The sequence below is a fragment of the Ruegeria sp. ABV3_008 genome (assembly GCF_056161185.1).
Genome location: NZ_JBSWYP010000010.1, coordinates 186374 through 201675 on the forward strand (window position 1 = coordinate 186374; position 15302 = coordinate 201675).

The following is a 15302-nucleotide window of genomic DNA, read 5'->3' on the forward strand; positions in this document are numbered from 1 at the left end:
GATCAGAAGTCGATGGCGATGCCCTTTTTCTCCCAATCGCCATAACGTGCCGGGTCTGGTCCATCACGCCCGCCCAGCTCTTTCGGCATGTCTTTTGCATCGGCTTCAGCCTTGCGGCGACGCTCGGCGGCCTCGGCCAGTGCGCGCTGGGCTGCGGGCGGTAGATCTTTGGTGTCGTCACTCATGACATCGGGTTCCTTTCCGGTCACGGTCTTGATATACGCCACCGTCCGCCAAAGGCAATGCGGACCACAAGCACATCAAAAGGCGGTTCCATGTCCGACAATGCAACGGCGGCGCGACGCAGCGCGATCTATCTGCTGGATCAGATTTTGGGCGAGGGGCGGCTTTTGTCCGAATGTCTGGCCGCAGGCGCGCTGGACCGGCTAGCCCCGGAAGACCGGGCGCGGGCGCAACGCCTGACGCTGGAAACCCTGCGCGGGCTCGAGCGTGCGGACCGGCTGCTCGACAATCACCTAAACCGCACCCCAGCGCTGACCGTCCACAATGCGTTACGTCTGGGCGCGGTCGAGCTGTGCCACGGCGAGGCCGCGCATGGTGTGGTGAATTCCATGGTCGAAATTGTTGGCCGCTCGCGCAAGCATGGGCGTCTCAAAGGATTGGTGAATGCGGTGCTGCGCAAGGTGGCCGCTGAAGGGCCAGACGCTTGGCCCAAGATGCGCGTGCCGCGTCTGCCGGACTGGCTGCGTGATCCGCTGGTCATGGCCTGGGGGGCAGAGGCCGTTGCTGGTATGGAGCAGGCGCATTTCGCAGCCGCCCCACTGGATCTGACGGCCAAACCGGGGGCGGATGCGCCGGGTCAGGCTCTGCCGACGGGGTCAATGCGGGTGCAGGATGCGGGGCAGGTTTCGGCCTTGCCGGGCTACAACGCGGGCGATTGGTGGGTGCAGGATGCGGCGGCGGCGATGCCTGTACGCGTGCTGGCCCCGCAGGCCGGTGAGAAAATTCTCGACCTCTGCGCCGCGCCGGGGGGCAAAACGCTGCAACTGGCCGCTGCTGGTGCCGAGGTGACGGCACTGGATGTCTCGGAGCAGCGGTTAGAGCGGGTGCGCGAAAACCTATTGCGCACCGGGTTGGAGGCAACTGTTATTGCGGGCGACGCGCTGGAACATCAGGGTCAATATGATGCGATCCTGCTGGACGCGCCCTGTTCTGCAACCGGTACGATCCGCCGCCACCCCGATCTGCCCTTTGCCAAGGATGGCTCGGAATTCGGCGGTTTGATCGAGTTGCAGACACAGATGCTGGCCCATGCCTGGAGCCTGCTCAAGCCAGGCGGGCGGTTGGTCTATTGCACCTGCTCTTTGCTGCCTGACGAGGGCGAGGTGCAGGTCGAAGAAGCTTTGGACATGTACACGGACATGGCGGTGGATCGCGACGCGTCGAAGCGCGACGGTGTCGAACAGGACTGGATCACCGAGGAAGGCGGCCTGCGCCTGCGGCCTGATTATTGGCCGGATCGTGGTGGGATGGATGGATTCTACATCGCCTGCCTGAACAAATCCGCCTGAGCGCATGCTTTTCGATGACTTGACGATCGGCGCGGTCTATCGTTGGGTCTCAAGCGCCAGCAGAGCGCAAGAGGCAGAGTAACGAGCGTCATGTCAGATACGGACACCATGACCAGCCGGTGGATGCGGTTCCAGAACCGTCTCTATGCGCGCCTGAGCCAGCGGCAAAAGGCGGTCACGGGGTTTGTCACGCAGCCTGAACCGCGCACTGTCGGGTCTTTTGCCCGTGGTCGTCAGCTGGTGGCGGGCAACCTGCTGTTCTCCGGATATCTCGTCGAGGCGCAGGATACTGGCCTGTGGGAGGTCACCGCCCCCAGTCTGGGCTTTGACGATGAAAGGCACGGCTTTGCCTGGCTGGATGATCTGGCGGCTGTCGGCGATATGCGGGCGCGAGACAAGGCGCAGCGCTGGGTCTGGGGCTGGATCGAGGCGCATGGGCGCGGACAGGGGCCGGGATGGGTTCCCGATCTGACCGGACGGCGCGTCATGCGTTGGATCAATCACGCGTCCTTCTTGCTGCGCGGCGCAGACGAGGCGCAGAGCAAACTGTTTTTCCGGTCTCTCGCGCAACAAACATGGTTTCTGTCGAAACGCGCCCATGCCGCAACGCCGGGATTGCCGAGATTTGAGGCACTGGCCGGTCTGGTTCAGGCCGGACTGGCCCTTCAAGGGTTGGAGGGGATGGCCGATCCCGCCCTGCGTGCGCTGGCGCGCGAATGCGAACGGCAGGTCGACAAACAGGGCGGCATCCCGACGCGCAACCCCGAAGAACTGCTTGAGGTGTTTACGCTACTCGGCTGGACCTCCGCCGCCCTCAGCGATCTTGGGCGCGGCACGCCGGTGGCGCAGGCCGCTGCGATCAAGCGGATCGCGCCTACCCTGCGCAGTTTGCGCCATGCGGATGGCGCTCTGGCCCGGTTCCATGGCGGCGGGCGCGGGGTTGAAGGCCGCTTGGAACAAGCGCTGGCCCAAAGCGGGGTCAAGCACAAGGCGGCGACGGAATTGCCCATGGGTTTTGCCCGGCTCTCGGCCGCCCGCACGACGGTGATTGTGGATGCCAGCCCTCCGCCCGCTGGCGCGGCCTCGCTGAACGCGCATGCCTCAACCACGGCGTTCGAGCTGACCTCGGGCCGTCGTCCGCTGATCGTCAATTGTGGCTCTGGGGCCAGTTTCGGTCTGGATTGGCGTCGGGCGGGACGGGCCACGCCGTCTCATTCCACGCTCTGTCTGGATGGATATTCCAGCGCGCGTCTCTCCAAACCTGTGACGGGTAGCGAGCGGCAGGCGCTGGTGGATGCGCCGCAAGACGTTCCCGTGGATTTCGAGGACGCGTTCGAGGGCATCCGCTTCATGGTTGGCAACGATGGCTATACCAAGGTTTTCGGCCTGACCCACGCGCGCACGTTCGAGCTGCGCTTTGACGGGCGTGAGCTGACCGGCGAGGACATCCTGCTGACCACAAGCGACAAATCCAAGCGGCAGTTTGACAAGGCGATGGATGCCTCGGGCCTTTCAGGTGTCGGGTTTGATATCCGGTTTCATCTGCACCCGGATGTGGATGCGGCCGTGGATTTGGGCGGCTCCGCAGTGTCGATGGCCCTCAAAAGTGGCGAGATCTGGGTTTTTCGCCATGATGGCGTGGGAAAATTGTCTGTCGAGCCAAGCGTTTACCTTGAAAAAGGGCGTTTAAAGCCGCGCGCGACAAAACAGATCGTTCTATCTGGCCGCGCAATGGAGTATGCGACGCGCATCCAGTGGACGTTGAGCAAGGCGCAGGATACAGCCTATGCCGTGCGCGACATGCACCGGGACGAACCCGAATTCGACTGACGCCAAAAGGACCTTTGGACCCATGACCGACCTTCACCCCGTGCGCCGCGCGTTGCTTTCCGTTTCCGACAAGACCGGGCTGATCGAGCTGGGAAAGGCGCTGGCCGAGCGTGGAATCGAGTTGCTGTCCACTGGTGGAACCGCCAAGGCACTGCGTGATGCGGGGCTTGAGGTTCGGGACGTCAGCGAGATCACCGGCTTCCCCGAGATGATGGATGGTCGGGTCAAAACGCTGCACCCGATGGTTCATGGTGGCCTTCTGGCGCTGCGCGACAATGACAGCCACGTGGCGGCCATGGAAGAACATGGCATTGGTGCGATCGACTTGCTGGTCGTGAACCTCTACCCGTTCGAGGCGACGGTGGCCAAAGGGGCAGACTATGACACCTGCATCGAGAATATTGATATCGGCGGCCCTGCGATGATCCGCGCGGCGTCCAAGAACCACTCTTTCGTGAACGTGGTTGTGGATGTCGAAGACTATTCATCGCTGTTGGACCAGTTGGAAGAGAACTATGGCAAGACGTCCTATGGCTTCCGCCAATGGCTGGCGCAAAAGGCTTATGCCCGCACAGCGGCCTATGACACAGCTGTTTCGAACTGGATGGCTGATGCCCTGCAGTTGGAGGCCCCCAAGCGCCTTGCCTTTGCCGGTGAGCTGAAACAGACCCTGCGCTATGGCGAGAACAGCCACCAGCAGGCGGCGTTTTATACCGATGGCACCAACCGCCCCGGCGTGGCGACCGCCCTGCAGCATCAGGGCAAGGAACTGAGCTACAACAACATCAACGACACTGACGCAGCGTTCGAGTTGGTTGCCGAGTTCAACCCGGCTGACACTGCCGCCTGCGCGATCATCAAACACGCCAACCCCTGCGGTGTCGCGACCGGAGCGACCTTGCTGGACGCGTATAAATCTGCGTTCGATTGCGACCGGACCTCGGCCTTTGGTGGCATTGTTGCGTTGAACCAACCTCTGGACGCGGAGACAGCGCAGGAGATCACCGGTATCTTCACCGAGGTCGTCATCGCCCCCGGTGCCTCGGATGAGGCCAAGGAGATCTTTGCCGCCAAGAAGAACCTGCGCCTGTTGACGACCGAGGCTCTGCCGGACGTGACCGCCGGTGGGAAAACCGTGCGTCAGGTGGCCGGTGGCCTTCTGGTCCAAGACAAGGACAACGGCTTGGTCGGCATGGATGACCTGAGAGTGGTCACCAAGAAGGCGCCGACCGACGAACAGATGCGAGACCTACTGTTTGCTTGGAAAGTCGCCAAACACGTCAAATCCAACGCTATCGTCTACGTCAAGGACGGGGCGACCGTCGGGGTTGGCGCAGGCCAGATGAGCCGCGTCGACTCGGCGCTGATTGCGGCAAAGAAAGCCGAGCGTATGGCCGATGTGCTGGGATTGCCGCAGCCGCTGACCATCGGCTCAGCCGTGGCCTCGGATGCGTTCTTCCCCTTCCCAGACGGTCTGATGGAAGCGGCTGAGGCAGGTGCGACCTGCGTGATCCAGCCTGGCGGTTCAATGCGCGACGACGAAGTGATCGCTGCGGCAGACGAGGCCGGTCTGGCCATGGTCTTCACCGGCATGCGCCACTTCCGCCACTGATGCGCAGTCGTCTTCTGCTCTGGGCCGCAATCATGGCATTTCTGATCGACCAGATCAGCAAATATCTGGTCGTTCACGTGATGCGCGTGGCTGAGGGCAATATCGACGTTCTGCCGCCGCTGCTTGTTTTCAAATACGGCGAGAATCGCGGGATCAATTTTGGCCTTTTCCAAGGCAACTCAGATGCAGCGCGGTGGGTTCTGATTGGCATTTCCTTGGCCGTCTGCATCGCGGTTGCGATCTGGCTGTGGCGGTCGGCCCCGACCAAGGTGATGCTGCTGAGTGGCGGGCTGCTGGTCGGCGGGGCGCTGGGCAATGTGGTTGATCGGGTGCTGTATGGCTATGTTCTGGATTTCCTGAACATGTCCTGTTGTGGCATCAACAACCCCTTCGTGTTCAATCTGGCCGATGTGTTCATCTTTGCCGGTGCCATCGGACTTGTGTTGTTCGACAGAAAAAAGGCCTCGTGACGCGCCCGAAGAGATGCGTTAAAAGCACCTGAAACAGGTTGGAGACTCTGATGCGGTTTTCGCGCGCCCTACTTGCCATGATCCTTGTTGCAGCCGTTGCAGGTTGCAACAACCCCGGCCTGCGCGATCTTGACCCTCCGGGGGAAGGGCCGGATGAGTTCTCCGTGCTGCCGGTAAAACCCCTGACCCAGCCGAAAGACTATGCGTTTCTGCCGGCCCCCACACCGGGCGGTGGCAACCTGACGGATCCGAATCCGAATGCAGATGCCGTGGTGGCCCTTGGGGGCAACGCGTCGGCGCTCAACCCGAATGCGGCGATCCCTTCGTCGGATGCCGCGCTCGTGACTGCCTCAAGCCGTTATGGCGTGCCGGCAAACGCGCGCGCCGTGGTCGAAGCTGACGATGAAGCCTTCCGCAAGCGCCGTGGCCGTTGGACCGGTCTGCGGCTGTTCCCGGTCGATCGCTACCAGCAGGTTTACGAACGTCAGTCGATTGATCCCTTTGTCGAGACCGATGCGGCCCGTCGCATTGGGGTAGAGACTCCATCTTCACCTCCGAATGAATAATTCTTTAACTTTCTGTCATCTCCCTTGATCCCGCCGGGCTCCACCGTAGTTTGAGTTCTAGAAACGAAACGGAGGATGCCCCATGGTTCGGGCTTTGGCACTATCTGCCGCCCTGATTGCAGCCACCCCGGTCCTGGCCGAGGACGGGAAAGAGGCGGTCACAACCTTCACTTTGGACAACGGCATGGATGTCGTCGTGGTCGAGGATCACCGCGCGCCGGTCGTGCAGCACATGGTCTGGTATCGCGCGGGATCGGCCGATGAGCCTATCGGGTCGTCCGGCGTGGCGCATTTCCTCGAACATCTGCTGTTCAAGGGCACCGATACTCTGGCACCAGGCGAGTTCTCGGCCACGGTTGCGGCCAATGGGGGCAATGACAACGCCTTTACGTCCTATGACTACACGGCCTATTTCCAGCGCGTCGCGGCCGACCGGCTGGAGCTGATGATGCAGATGGAGTCGGACCGGATGCGGAATATTCGCCTGTCCGAAGACGATATTGCCACCGAACGCGACGTGATTCTGGAAGAGCGGAACCAGCGCACTGACAACAACCCGCGCGCGCTGTTTGGCGAGCAGATGAACGCGGCGCAATACCTCAACCACCGCTATGGCGTCCCGATCATCGGCTGGCGGCATGAGATGGAGACGCTGGACATGGAGGACGCGCTGTCCTTCTACCAGACGCACTACGCCCCCAATAACGCCATCCTTGTCGTGACCGGAGATGTCGACCCGGACGAGGTGCGCAGCCTTGCGGATCAGTATTACGGTGTGATCCCGGCCAATCTGGACCTGCCGGAACGCATCCGCTCGCAGGAGCCACCGCAAACCGCGGAACGTCGCCTGACCTACAAAGACCCACGCGTGTCGCAGCCCTATGTGCAGCGCAGCTACCTGGCCCCGGAACGCGATCCGGGCGCGCAGGAGAAAGCGGCAGCCCTGTTTCTTTTGGCCGAACTGCTTGGGGGCGGCACGACCTCATATCTGAACGAGAAACTGCAATTCGAAGATCAGGTCGTGACCTATGCAGGCGCGTTCTACCGGGGGGTCTCGCTGGATGACACCACCTTTGACCTGTTGGTGGTTCCGGCCGAAGGCGTCTCGCTGCAAGAGGCCGAGGATGCCATGGATCGGGTCGTGGCGGAGTTCATCGCCGAGGGCGTGAACGAAGAAGATCTTGATCGGATCAAGATGCAGCTGCGCGCCTCGCAGACTTATGCCCGTGATAATGTGGACGGCATCGGCAACCGCTATGGTCGCGCTCTGACCAGCGGATTGACGGTTGAGGATGTGCAGGCCTGGCCCGACGTCCTGCAGGCCGTGACCGGGGATGAAATCATCGCCGCCGCCCGTGAGGTTCTGCAACTGGAAAGCTCGGTCACCGGCTGGCTGATGAAGGATGATGAGGTGACCCAATGAAACGCATATTTGCAACCCTGATCGCCTTTGTCATTGCGCTGCCCGCATGGGCCGAGATTGAAATCCAAGAGGTCACCTCGCCCGGTGGCATCACAGCATGGCTGGTTGAGGATCACTCGATCCCCTTCGCGGCTTTGGAGTTGCGCTTTCGCGGCGGCACCTCGCTGGATGACCTGGACAAGCGCGGCTCGGTTTACCTGATGAGCGGCCTGATCGAAGAGGGCGCGGGTGATATGGATGCACGCACTTATGCGCGCGAGCTGGAGTCGCTGGCGGCTTCATTCACCTACAATGCTGGGGACGACTCGGTTTCGATCTCGGCACGTTTCCTGACCGAAAACCGGGACGAGGTGATTGATCTGCTGCGCACGACCCTGCTTGAGCCGCGCTTTGACGAAGACGCTGTGGAACGTGTCAAGGCGCAGATCCTGTCCGGCCTGCGCTCGGACCTGACCGATCCGAACGATATAGCGGGTCGCAGCTTTGCCGCTATGGCTTACGGTGATCATCCCTACGGGTCCGAGGGCAAAGGCACACTTGAAACCGTGGCAGCCTTGACGCGCGACGATGTAGTCACCGCTTATGAGAGCGTATTTGCTAAGGATCGCCTCTACGTTGGCGCTGTCGGCGACATTACCGCAGAAGAGCTGGGCGTACTTCTGGATACCTTGCTGCTGGACCTGCCCGACACTGGCAAACCGATCCCGGAAAAAGCCGAGGTTCAGATCGAGGGTGGCGTAAGCGTGGTCGAATTCGACACGCCGCAATCCGTGGCGCTGTTCTCGCAGAAAGGGATCGACCGGGATGATCCCGATTTCTTCGCGGCCTTTGTTCTGAATCATATCCTTGGAGGCGGCGGTTTCGAAAGCCGCCTGATGCAAGAGGTGCGCGAAAAGCGCGGCCTGACCTACGGCGTCTATTCTTATCTGGCGCCCAAGGATCTGGCCTCGGTCTATTTGGGTTCAGTTTCTTCCTCCAACGATCGCATCGCCGAAGCCGTCGAGGTGATCCGCGACGAATGGGCCCGAGCGGCGTCCGAGGGTGTAACCCAGAAGGAGCTGGACGACGCCAAGACCTATCTGACCGGCGCCTATCCGCTTCGGTTTGATGGCAACGGCCGTATTGCCGGGATCATGGTCGGGATGCAGATGCAAGGTCTGCCGATCGACTATATCGCGACTCGCAACGACAAGGTGAATGCGGTGACGCTGGATGAGATAAACCGCGTGGCGTCCGAACTACTGGACCCGGAGGGCCTGCACTTCACCATCGTCGGAAAACCCGAAGGGGTGGACGGCTGACGCCCTCTCCCCACGCTGAGGGCAGGATACCTATTGATAACGAGCGATGCGCCGCTTACCGGATCGGCAACTCTTCGCCTTAACTTACCGTTAACGCGTCTTGGCCATACTTTAGCCAGAAATGTCGAGAATTCTGTGATAATCGGAATATGAGATGAGATTCCCTTCGTCCTCATCTCTTGTCACAGCTTGGGATGGATAGTGACGCTATGGTAGTTGCGATAATGGGATTGGGCACAGTTGCGGGGTTGCTGACCTTTGCTGCCGCTCTGATTCTCGGCCATTCCCTGCTCAGCGCCTTTGCACTTTACGTGGTGGCCGGCGTCCTGACCTCGCTGCTGGTCGCCGCAGGGATCTATTTCAGAAGCTCTTGAGGTAGCTGTAGCCGAAACAAAGCCCTACGGCTGAACATTCAGCCTTCAAGCTTTAGCCCTTTTTCGCCGCACGCAGCATCTGACCCATCATCTGCCCAAACTTGCCCGAGCCGCGCTGATACAAGGCTCCATCAACCGCCATTACCGTGCCGCTAATATAGCTGGCCATGTCAGAGCTGAGGAAGAGGCAAGCATTGGCCACGTCCTGCGGTTGGCCCCAACGGCCCAATGGAACGTCCTTGCGCAGCGCTTCGCCCGCATCGGGTGTTGGCGCAAGGCGTTTGGCCCCTTCGGTGCCCTCGATGAAACCAGGCACGACCGAGTTCACACGGATGCCTTCGACGCCCCATTCCATGGACAGGGTTCGGGTGATCTGATCAACGCCCGCCTTTGCCGCGCAGACATGAGCCTGCCCTTCGTACGGCAGATAGGATTGCGGGGCCGAGATGTTGATGATGCTGCCACCGGGCCGTTTGAGGTAAGGGTAGGCCCCTTTCAAAACATGAACGGTGCCCATCAGATCAATGTCGACAACGGTTTTGAACGCATTGACCGACATCTCGGACATCAGCGCCGGGAAATTCCCCGCCGCACCTGACACCAACACGTCGAAATCGCCAAACGCATCATGGAACTGTTTCAACCCCGCCGCCACGGCGTCCGGATCGCGCACGTCAAACGCCGCACCGATGGCCTCTGCCGCGCCTGCAGCTTTCAGCGCAGCGACGGTGTCATCTACTTTCTCTTGCGAGCGGCTGGCAACGGCAAGTTTGGCGCCCGATGCCGCAAAAGCCTCGGCAATGCCCCGGTTGATTCCGCTGGTGCCGCCAATGACGATGACGGTTTTGTTTGCAAAGTCCATGTGGGCCTCCCGTGATGCGGGGGCCCTACTCGCCGTAGGGCACCCAGATGTTTTTCACTTCGGTCGCAGCCTGAAGGAAGCGGCGGGAATGGTCCATGCTCCAATCAAATGCCGTCGCGTTATTGACCCAGGTCCGTTTCAAGTTCCCGGCTGAGACGACCTCGATCTCTTTCGACAGATCCGTCGAAGAGAATGACCAGACCGCATCCACGTTTAGATGCGAGGCCAGCGGCTTCGCCAATTCCGCATGGCTGCCGGTCAGGATATTGACCACACCTGCGGGCACGTCCGAGGTTTCGAGGATCTGATAGAAATCCGTTGCCGCCAGCGGATACGGCTCCGATGCCGCCAATACCACTCGGTTCCCCATCGCAATCGCAGGCGCCATGGCCGAGACCAGACCCAGCAGTGGGGCCTCATCCGCGCAGAGTGCGCCGACAACTCCGGCGGGTTCTTTCATCGCGATTGCCACGCCCCGGATTGGAACGCCATGCACTTGACCGTCGTATTTGTCGGCCCAGGCGGCTGCGGTGAACAGGCGCTGGATCGAGGCTTCAACCTCTTTCGCGCCGTCTTTTTTGCCGGTCATGGCGTCGATGCGCGCAGCGAACTCACCCGCGCGGGCCGAGAGGTTTTCGCCGATATAGTACAGAATTTGTGCCCGCAGATGACCGGTGGTCTTGGACCAGCTTTTCGCGCCTGCCGCGGCTTCTACCGCGTTGCGGACGTCCTTGCGGTTGGCCAAACCCACATGGCCCAGCAGGCCGGATTTGCCCCAGACGGGTTTCGAGTAGCCTCCGTCGGGCCGCGCCTGCTTGCCACCCACATACATCTTGGCGGTGCGGTCGATGGGGTCGACCGAGGCACCTTCGCCCGTCGCCGCCTCGACCTTGGACAGCGGCTTGGCCTTGACCTTGGGCTTGGTGTAGGCCGTCAGCCCCTCCCAACCGCCTTCACGGCCAAAGCCGCTTTCGCGCACTCCGCCGAACCCGGCGGCGGCGTCGAACAGGTTGGTCGCGTTGACCCAGACCACACCAGCAACCAGCTTGGGCGCGATATCCAGCGCGAGGTTCACGTTCTCGGTCCAGACCGTCGCCGCCAGCCCATAGCGGGTGTTGTTGGCCAACTCGACCGCCTCTTCCGGTGTGCGGAAGGTCGAGGAGACCAGCACCGGGCCAAAGATTTCCTCCTGCATCAGCGGGTCAGATGTTTCGAGCCCCGAGATCAGCGTTGGCGGGTAATAACAGCCGTTTTCGGGTAGTTCACAGGCGGCCTGATGCACGTGACCGACGGTGTTGCTTTCGACCATCCCTTTGATGGTTTGCAACTGGACCGGGTCCACAACCGCGCCGACGTCGATGCATTTGTCCAGCGGATCACCGATGCGCAAGCCGTCCATCCGGGCGCGCAGCTTGTCGTGAAAGCGGTCGGCAATGCCCTCTTGCACCAGCAGGCGAGATCCTGCACAGCAGACCTGCCCCTGGTTGAACCAGATCGCATCGACCAGACCTTCGATGGCTGAATCGATATCGGCGTCGTCGAACACGATATAGGCGGACTTGCCGCCCAGTTCCAAGGTCAGTTCCTTACCCGAACCTGCGGTCGCCTCGCGAATACGCCGCCCCACAACGGTCGAGCCGGTGAACGCGATCTTGTCCACGTCCGCGTTTACGATCATCTCGCCCACCGCGCCGTCTCCGGTCACGATATTGACGACGCCTTTGGGCAGCCCGGCCTGCGAGCAGATGTCAGCGAACAGCAGCGCGGTCAGCGAGGTGTACTCAGCCGGTTTCAGAACCACCGTATTCCCCATCGCCAGCGCGGGCGCGATCTTCCAGGCCAGCATCAGCAATGGGAAGTTCCACGGGATAATCTGCCCGCACACACCCAAGGCCGCAGCATCGGGCAGCTCGCTCTCCATCAATTGCGCCATACCAGCGTGATAGTAGAAGTGCCGCTGCGCCAGAGGGATGTCGATGTCACGTGATTCACGGATCGGCTTGCCGTTGTCCATGCTCTCAAGCACGGCGAACAGGCGCGAATGTTTCTGCAACAGCCGCGCAATGGCATAGAGATACCGCGCCCGGCCTGCGCCGCCCAGTTTCTCCCACTTGGGTTGCGCCTTGCGGGCAGCTACGACTGCCGCGTCCACATCCGCCTGCTTGGCCTGGGTCAGCTTGGCCAGAACCTCTCCGGTCGCGGGATTGCTGCTTTCGAACCCTTTGCCCGGTTTGGTGAAACTCCCGTCGATATAGTGACCGAACGCATCGCCCTGATCGACCAGCCAGGCCAACGCCTCAGCTGCGCTTTCGGGGGCAGGGCCATAGTCCATGGTCTCGAAGATTTCTTTGACTGTCATTGTTCTTTTCCTCAGCCCATGGAGTGACGATAACCGGCGGAATACGCGCCCGTCACATAATGTTCCAACTGCCGTTCGATATCGCCCAGAAGTGACGAGGCGCCAAAGCGGAACAGGTCCGGCTCCAGCCAGCGGTCGCCCAGTTCATCCTTGATCAGCGACAAATAAACCAAGGCATCCTTGGCCTTCGAGATACCACCCGCAGGCTTGTACCCCACACGATACCCGGTGCGGTCATAGTAGTCGCGAATCGCGCGGATCATCACCAGCGATACGGGCAGAGTAGCGTTGACGCTTTCCTTCCCGGTCGAGGTTTTGATGAAATCCGCCCCCGCCATCATGCAGACCAACGAGGCGCGGGCGACGTTGCGCAGGCTGCCCAGCTCTCCGGTCGCCAGAATGGCTTTGACATGGGCATCGCCGCAGGCAGCGCGGAAGGCCTTCATCTCATCATACAAAGCCTGCCAATCGCCCGACAGCACGTGACGGCGTGAGATCACGATGTCGATTTCTTCGGCGCCTGCTTTGACGCTTTCCTCAATCTCGGCCACGCGCAGGTGGAAGGGCGACAGGCCCGCCGGGAACCCGGTCGACACCGCCGCCACCGGAATGCCGGTGCCGTTCAACGCGTCCACGGCGGTCTCGATCATGTCATGATAGACGCAAACCGCCCCGGTTGTGACAGGCGGCATGTCCAGCGCCTGCAACAATGCGGAGGAAACCGGCTGGCGCGCTTTGGAGCACAGGCGGCGCACGCGGCCTACCGTGTCATCCCCCGACAAGGTGGTCAGGTCGATCATGGTGACTGCTTTCAGCAACCACGCGGCCTGATAGTCTTTCTTGACGGACCGCCGACCGGGCAGGGTCGCGGCGCGGCGCTCAATCGCTGAGGTGTTGGCCTGCACGGCGCGGACCCAATCCAGATCCAATTCCATGCCGGGGTTTCTGGGTTCGGTCACTTGCGGCAGATGCGCGGTGCGCACGGGGCTGTCTGAGCTCTGCGTTTCCATACTCACATCCTTTGGGAGGTTTGCGCCAAAATCGCACGGCTTGGCAGTAAATGGAAGGCAGCAGAGCGGCCTTGCGGTATTTTTTTGACCATTTGGACAAATAAGCTGGGATTTTGTTGCGACTAATTCGCAATAGCATTGACTTAGTTGCGAGTCGTTCTCATATTTAATCGCAACAGGGTCCGAATTCCGGAGATCAACCATGATTCGTCGCAGTTTCCTTGCTGCTCTCGCTATCACCGCTGCCATGCCGCTTGCTGCATGGGCGCAGGCTCCGCTGAAGGTCGTGGCTACGACCGGCATGATTGCCGACGCCGCGCGACAGGTCGGCGGCGATCAGGTTGAGGTAAAGGGCCTCATGGGTCCCGGCGTTGATCCGCATGCCTACCGTCAGACCCGCAGCGATATCGTCGCCATGACCCGCGCAGATCTGGTGCTGTGGCACGGTCTCTACCTTGAAGCGCAGATGGAGGATTTCTTTGAAGACCTCAGTCGCAAGCAAACCGTGGTTGCCGTGGCCGAAAGCCTCGATAAATCGAAGCTGCGCGCGCATGATGACTATGCCGACAAATATGATCCGCATATCTGGATGAGTCCAACCCTGTGGGCAGATGTGGTCACCAATGTCCAAGAGACGCTAACCGAGGCCCGCCCCGAAGCTGCCGAGATTTTTGCCTCAAACGCACAGGTGCATCTGGCCGAGCTGGACGCCCTGACAGCCTATGCAGAACAGGCCCTGACAGCAGTGCCTGAGGACAGCCGCGTGCTACTGACCGCCCATGACGCCTTCGGCTATTTTGGTGCGGCCTATGGCTATGAGGTAATGGGTGTGCAGGGCATCTCGACCCAGTCAGAGGCCGGTCTGAATCGGATCGGAGAGCTGGTCGACACTCTGGTCGACCGCCAGTTGACCGCCGTGTTCGTAGAAAGCTCGGTCTCGGATCGCTCGATGCGCGCGCTGATCGAAGGGGCGGCGGCCGAGGGGCACAAGGTCTCGGTCGGGGGTGAGCTGTATTCCGATGCCATGGGCGAGCCGGGCACATATGAGGGCACCTATGTCGGCATGCTGGATCACAATATCACCGTGATCGCAGGGGCCTTGGGGGCGGATGTTCCCGATCAGGGTCTGAACGGCAAACTGTCTGCGGGGTTTTGAGTGATGCTAGAGCTTGCAGCGGTTCAGGGTGTTTCCGTCGAAGACCAAGGGATTGAGGCCAGCCCGCTGGCGGTGCGTGGTCTGACAGTCTCATACGGTCAGAAGCCTGCTGTATTCTCTGTGGATATGACGGTTCAGCCGGGAGCGATGACCGCGATTATCGGCCCGAACGGGGCAGGGAAATCGACACTCCTGAAAGCGGCGCTTGGTATCGTGACGCCCTTGTCAGGGCAGGTGACTGTATTTGGTCAACCGCTCGAGGAACAACGTGCCCGGATTGCCTATGTCCCGCAGCGCGCCAGTGTTGACTGGGATTTCCCGACCCGCGTAATTGATGTGGTTCTCATGGGCCTGTCGCGACAGCTGGGCTTACTGGGCCGCATCCGCGCGCGGCACAAGGCGGCGGCGATGGATTGCCTGAACCGCGTTGGCATGCGCGACTTTGCGGATCGTCAGATCGGCCAGCTTTCAGGTGGCCAGCAACAGCGCGTGTTTCTGGCACGTGCCTTGGCGCAAGATGCCGATCTTTACCTGTTGGATGAGCCGTTCGCCGGTGTCGATGCGGCCACCGAAAAAGCCATCATCGCGGTGCTGAAATCGCTGAAAGAGGCGGGCAAGACTGTTGTGGTCGTCCATCACGATCTGGCTACGGTCTCGGACTACTTTGATCATGTCTTCCTGATCAACACGCGCAAGATCGCCGAAGGACCAGTGGAGCAGGCCTTTACCGCCGAAACCCTTCAGTCGGCATACGGAGGCCGCTTGGCCACCGCGCAAATCGACCAGATTTCGCGCGCGCTGGGGTAG

14 protein-coding genes are annotated in these 15302 nt (G+C 61.0%); 10 read left to right on the forward strand and 4 right to left on the reverse strand.

What is annotated here, in order from left to right; translation table 11 throughout:
* Nucleotides 1–2: 2 nt before the first annotated feature.
* Entirely contained in the window at nt 3–185 is a 183-nt protein-coding gene (locus ACXAH8_RS17340; protein ID WP_170459685.1) for a DUF1674 domain-containing protein, read from the reverse strand.
* A 90-nt stretch (nt 186–275) separates the two neighbouring features.
* Between ACXAH8_RS17340 and ACXAH8_RS17345 the strand changes: the two genes are divergently transcribed.
* The 8 genes from ACXAH8_RS17345 to ACXAH8_RS17380 all read left to right on the forward strand — a co-directional run bounded on the left by ACXAH8_RS17345 (nt 276) and on the right by ACXAH8_RS17380 (nt 9108).
* Nucleotides 276–1532, forward strand: coding sequence for an RsmB/NOP family class I SAM-dependent RNA methyltransferase (locus ACXAH8_RS17345; RefSeq protein WP_475220007.1), 1257 nt, complete (start codon nt 276–278; stop codon nt 1530–1532).
* A 90-nt stretch (nt 1533–1622) separates the two neighbouring features.
* Nucleotides 1623–3362 carry a heparinase II/III family protein gene (locus tag ACXAH8_RS17350; RefSeq protein ID WP_475220008.1) on the forward strand — a complete coding sequence of 580 codons (1740 nt, stop codon included), beginning with the start codon at nt 1623–1625 and terminating at the stop codon, nt 3360–3362.
* A gap of 22 nt (nt 3363–3384) precedes the next feature.
* The gene (gene purH / locus ACXAH8_RS17355; protein WP_475220009.1) at nt 3385–4974 is read left to right on the forward strand and encodes a bifunctional phosphoribosylaminoimidazolecarboxamide formyltransferase/IMP cyclohydrolase; all 1590 of its coding nucleotides are present in this window, start codon (nt 3385–3387) and stop codon (nt 4972–4974) included.
* Nucleotides 4974–5444 (forward strand): signal peptidase II, encoded by a 471-nt coding sequence (gene lspA, locus ACXAH8_RS17360; protein WP_475220010.1) that lies wholly within the window; start codon nt 4974–4976, stop codon nt 5442–5444. Before purH ends, lspA begins: the two co-directional genes overlap by 1 nt.
* Before the next feature lie 50 nt (nt 5445–5494).
* Nucleotides 5495–6010: a DUF3035 domain-containing protein gene (locus ACXAH8_RS17365; protein WP_475220011.1), complete on the forward strand. Its 516-nt coding sequence runs from the start codon at nt 5495–5497 to the stop codon at nt 6008–6010.
* An 82-nt stretch (nt 6011–6092) separates the two neighbouring features.
* A complete protein-coding gene (locus tag ACXAH8_RS17370; RefSeq protein WP_475220012.1) occupies nt 6093–7433 on the forward strand; it encodes a M16 family metallopeptidase in 1341 nt (446 codons plus the stop codon).
* Complete coding sequence (locus tag ACXAH8_RS17375; RefSeq protein WP_475220013.1) at nt 7430–8734, forward strand: M16 family metallopeptidase; 1305 nt, start codon at nt 7430–7432, stop codon at nt 8732–8734. Before ACXAH8_RS17370 ends, ACXAH8_RS17375 begins: the two co-directional genes overlap by 4 nt.
* Before the next feature lie 209 nt (nt 8735–8943).
* Nucleotides 8944–9108 (forward strand): hypothetical protein, encoded by a 165-nt coding sequence (locus ACXAH8_RS17380; protein WP_475220014.1) that lies wholly within the window; start codon nt 8944–8946, stop codon nt 9106–9108.
* A 52-nt stretch (nt 9109–9160) separates the two neighbouring features.
* Here the strand turns inward: ACXAH8_RS17380 and ACXAH8_RS17385 are convergent, their stop codons facing one another.
* The 3 genes from ACXAH8_RS17385 to deoC are packed head-to-tail and all read right to left on the reverse strand — an operon-like array spanning nt 9161 to nt 13339.
* Complete coding sequence (locus ACXAH8_RS17385; protein ID WP_170692073.1) at nt 9161–9970, reverse strand: SDR family oxidoreductase; 810 nt, start codon at nt 9968–9970, stop codon at nt 9161–9163.
* 25 nt (nt 9971–9995) lie between these two features.
* Nucleotides 9996–12329, reverse strand: a complete 2334-nt coding sequence (locus ACXAH8_RS17390; RefSeq protein ID WP_475220015.1) for an aldehyde dehydrogenase family protein — start codon at nt 12327–12329, stop codon at nt 9996–9998.
* 11 nt (nt 12330–12340) lie between these two features.
* Nucleotides 12341–13339, reverse strand: coding sequence for a deoxyribose-phosphate aldolase (deoC, locus tag ACXAH8_RS17395; RefSeq protein ID WP_475220016.1), 999 nt, complete (start codon nt 13337–13339; stop codon nt 12341–12343).
* Nucleotides 13340–13541: 202 nt separating this feature from the next.
* Here deoC and ACXAH8_RS17400 point away from each other — a divergent pair, with 202 nt between their 5' ends.
* Nucleotides 13542–14495 carry a metal ABC transporter solute-binding protein, Zn/Mn family gene (locus tag ACXAH8_RS17400; RefSeq protein WP_475220017.1) on the forward strand — a complete coding sequence of 318 codons (954 nt, stop codon included), beginning with the start codon at nt 13542–13544 and terminating at the stop codon, nt 14493–14495.
* A gap of 3 nt (nt 14496–14498) precedes the next feature.
* Nucleotides 14499–15302 (forward strand): metal ABC transporter ATP-binding protein, encoded by an 804-nt coding sequence (locus ACXAH8_RS17405; protein ID WP_475220018.1) that lies wholly within the window; start codon nt 14499–14501, stop codon nt 15300–15302.

Coding starts and splice junctions, on each gene's coding strand:
- ACXAH8_RS17390 (WP_475220015.1), bottom strand. CDS start 12,329: ATGACAGTCAAAGAAATCTTCGAGACCATGGACTATGGCCCTGCCCCC.
- ACXAH8_RS17350 (WP_475220008.1), top strand. CDS start 1,623: ATGTCAGATACGGACACCATGACCAGCCGGTGGATGCGGTTCCAGAAC.
- ACXAH8_RS17340 (WP_170459685.1), bottom strand. CDS start 185: ATGAGTGACGACACCAAAGATCTACCGCCCGCAGCCCAGCGCGCACTG.
- purH (WP_475220009.1), top strand. CDS start 3,385: ATGACCGACCTTCACCCCGTGCGCCGCGCGTTGCTTTCCGTTTCCGAC.
- lspA (WP_475220010.1), top strand. CDS start 4,974: ATGCGCAGTCGTCTTCTGCTCTGGGCCGCAATCATGGCATTTCTGATC.
- ACXAH8_RS17365 (WP_475220011.1), top strand. CDS start 5,495: ATGCGGTTTTCGCGCGCCCTACTTGCCATGATCCTTGTTGCAGCCGTT.
- ACXAH8_RS17370 (WP_475220012.1), top strand. CDS start 6,093: ATGGTTCGGGCTTTGGCACTATCTGCCGCCCTGATTGCAGCCACCCCG.
- ACXAH8_RS17405 (WP_475220018.1), top strand. CDS start 14,499: ATGCTAGAGCTTGCAGCGGTTCAGGGTGTTTCCGTCGAAGACCAAGGG.
- ACXAH8_RS17345 (WP_475220007.1), top strand. CDS start 276: ATGTCCGACAATGCAACGGCGGCGCGACGCAGCGCGATCTATCTGCTG.
- ACXAH8_RS17380 (WP_475220014.1), top strand. CDS start 8,944: ATGGTAGTTGCGATAATGGGATTGGGCACAGTTGCGGGGTTGCTGACC.
- ACXAH8_RS17385 (WP_170692073.1), bottom strand. CDS start 9,970: ATGGACTTTGCAAACAAAACCGTCATCGTCATTGGCGGCACCAGCGGA.
- ACXAH8_RS17400 (WP_475220017.1), top strand. CDS start 13,542: ATGATTCGTCGCAGTTTCCTTGCTGCTCTCGCTATCACCGCTGCCATG.
- deoC (WP_475220016.1), bottom strand. CDS start 13,339: ATGGAAACGCAGAGCTCAGACAGCCCCGTGCGCACCGCGCATCTGCCG.
- ACXAH8_RS17375 (WP_475220013.1), top strand. CDS start 7,430: ATGAAACGCATATTTGCAACCCTGATCGCCTTTGTCATTGCGCTGCCC.